Source organism: Pseudodonghicola xiamenensis DSM 18339 (genome assembly GCF_000429365.1).
Taxonomy (GTDB): Bacteria; Pseudomonadota; Alphaproteobacteria; order Rhodobacterales; family Rhodobacteraceae; genus Pseudodonghicola; species Pseudodonghicola xiamenensis.
Window position 1 is genome coordinate 1 of sequence record NZ_AUBS01000077.1, and the last position, 2,851, is coordinate 2,851.

General features: G+C 65.5%; 2 protein-coding genes and 1 pseudogene. 1 reads left to right on the forward strand and 2 read right to left on the reverse strand.

All coding sequences use genetic code 11. The annotated features are described in order from the left end of the window. Positions 1-183: pseudogene (purU, locus tag G455_RS25210) on the forward strand (formyltetrahydrofolate deformylase); the annotation flags it as partial. Between the two features lie 70 nt (positions 184-253). Here the strand turns inward: purU and G455_RS25215 are convergent. Together G455_RS25215 and G455_RS0122035 are read right to left on the reverse strand one after the other, a co-directional pair. Next, entirely contained in the window at positions 254-1,495 is a 1,242-nt protein-coding gene (locus G455_RS25215) for a serine hydrolase domain-containing protein (RefSeq protein WP_051312690.1), read from the reverse strand. A 98-nt stretch (positions 1,496-1,593) separates the two neighbouring features. Beyond that, entirely contained in the window at positions 1,594-2,607 is a 1,014-nt protein-coding gene (locus G455_RS0122035) for an AraC family transcriptional regulator (RefSeq protein ID WP_028095588.1), read from the reverse strand. Between the last annotated feature and the right edge of the window lie 244 nt (positions 2,608-2,851).

Sequence of the window (2,851 nt, forward strand, 5' to 3'; positions counted from 1 at the left end):
ACGGTGCGGGTGACACATGCGCAATCGGCGAGCGATTACGTGTCTCTGGGCCGCGATGTGGAAAGCCAGGTGCTGGCCCGGGCGATCCACGCCCATGCCCACCGCCGGGTGTTCCTCAATGGCAACAAGACCGTGGTGTTCCCAGCCTCTCCGGGCTCCTATTCCAGCGAGCGGATGGGCTGACCCCCTCCGGCAACGCAGGTCATGCGGTGACGCTTTCGGGGCGGGGTCCATCCCCGGCCCGGTCGCGTCGTCACACCCGATCCAGCAACCGCTCGGGCAAGGCGGGCTGGGGCGGCTGCAGCATCCGCCGCTTGAGATAATGGTAGACCGTCGCCTCGAAGTCCTGTGCCCCGATATAAGAGACCGGGTCCCCGAAAGGCAGGAGCTGCGTCGCCCAATAGCCGCCGATCCCGGTCCGCCGGTCGATCCAGTAGAAGCTGTTGGCCAGGCCCGCCCATCCCAGCGATCCGGCCGCCCGCCCGGTCAGCGCCCGTTTCTCATTTCGCATGAAGGGATAGGCCCAGCCCTTCTTCAGCCCCGGAAACAGGTCCACATCGCAGGACAGCGACGGCATCGCACTGCGCAGGCGGTGCACGCCGACCTCTCCGCGCAGCCCATTGCGCACTGCCCAACCCACCGTATCGGCCCGCAGCACCCGCCCCTGCGGGCCAGCGCCGTCGTTCAGCCACATGCGGATGAACCGCATGTAATCCGGCACCGTCCCGAAAAGCCCGTGTCCGCCCATGTCGATCTCTGACGCGCCGAACAGGTTGTCCTCCTCCTCACCGGCAGGGATCAGGCTGCCATCCGCCTCGCGCCGATGGAAGACGGCGCTGCGCGCGCGCCGCTCCGGGCCGCGGGCAAAGCTGGTCTCGCGCATCTCCAGGGGATCGAAGAGCCGCGTGCGCAGTACCTCTCCCAAGCGCTTGCCGCGGATTGCCTCGACAATCAGCCCGACCCAGTTGATGCCGATGCCATATTCCCAGCGTGTACCCGGATCGAACAGCAATGGCGCCTGCAACGCCGCCAGGCGGCCCGAAGCCAGGCTGGGCAGCACACCCGCATCGACCAGCCGCCGATAATCGTCACTGAACAGCGCACTGCCGAAACCGGCGGTATGCAGCAGAAGCTGACGCGTTGTCAGATCGGTCTTCGGCGGTCGCAACCGTGCCACCCCTCTGGCGTCGATCCCCTCCAGCACCGACAGTTCCCCCAGCTCGGGCACATACTCCCGCGCTGGCGCGTCAAGCTCCAGGAGCCCCTCTTCGACACATTGCAGCGCGGCGGTGGCGGTGATCGGCTGGGTGGCCGCGGATAGGGCAAAGACCGTATCCTCGGCCATCTCCTCGCCACCGATACGGCGCTCTCCCGCGGCCCCGGAATATAGAATTCCATCGCGTCCGGTAACCATGGCCACCACCCCCGGCACGCGCAAGGAATCCTCGGTCACGCTTTGCAACACCGCATCACATGCGTCCCTGAACTCGCGCATTTTTGCCCCCGGTCTGAGTGGTACATCCCCCTCGAAGCTGGCGTGCGACCCGACCGGGCGCCACCTCCGACCGGCAGGCCCTGTTCGAAATCGGAGACTTACCGATGTCGCAGCAGGGTCTGCGACGGGTTTTCCCCGAACCGCTGCCGATAGGCACGCGCCAATGCGCCGAAATTGACATAGCCCCAATCCGAAGCGATCGAGGTCACCGTCTGCCCGGGCTGCGCGCGTTCCAGCGCGGCCCGTATCCCGTCAAGCCGGCGGTCACGCAGAAAATCGCGCGGAGTAATGCCCCGGAACCGACGAAACCCTTCGGACAGGGTGCGGCCCGACACGCCGACACGCATCGCCACATCGCTGATCGCCGGCGCCTCGCAGGCCTCGGCCTCCATGATCTGCTCGGCCTCGCGGACATAATGCGGAGCCGCCGCCCGCGCCCCGTCCGTCAGCGCCAGCCCGCTGCCCAGGGCCCAGGAGTGCAGCAGCTCGACACAAAGCAGCTCCTCCAGATGGCGCGCCATCGGGCTGTCCCCACGGACCAGCCCGTCGGCCCCGATGCAGCGCACGGCATAGCCCAGCAACGACATCCAGCGCGAGCCGCGCTCACCGAAGGCCAGCCGCCGCGTCCACAGCCGGTCATCGGGCACGAAACCGAACCAGCGCCGTGCCACGTCGGCAATCACATCATGCGGGATGGTCAGATTGAGCTGCATGTGATCCGCATCCGCATCCAGCCAGTGGTCTACCCGGCTACAATCGACCACGAAACTATCGCCGGCGCGGGTCACGGTATCGCTGCGCCCGCCGAGCTTGTGCCGCAACGCCCCGGCCAGGGTATTGAGCACGATGACATGGCCCGAAGACACATCGGTATCGTTCAGGTGGATCGGCACCCCGTAAGAGAACCGCGTCACCACGATCCGTCCGATCCGCGCTTGCCGCATGGTGGCCTCTGGCCGCAACATGCGCCCGAGCGGGCGCACCTGAAACGGCAGATAAACCTGGCGGCAGAAGGCCTCGACCTCGTCCCAATCGCGCGACGACACCGGCCCCTCCTGACGGATCGGGCGCCCCATATCATCCAGGATCAATGCCTGATCGAACTTTTGCACGGGTTCCCCTAAGTACTCGTCAGGATACAACAATCTCTGTCAGGCAACACATATAAAAGAGATATGCCGCCGCCGTCGATTTCCGGGGAACCTGTTATTCCTCAAACCACCGAAGCGCAAGAAAACGCCCCGTCCGATAACCGGACAGGGCGTAGCACCGCCAGGGATCAGCGGTAGGCGTTTTGGGTGTTGTGGGTCATATATCGAGTGTGTTGTCCTTTTCCCATTTAGAGAAGTGGGAGAC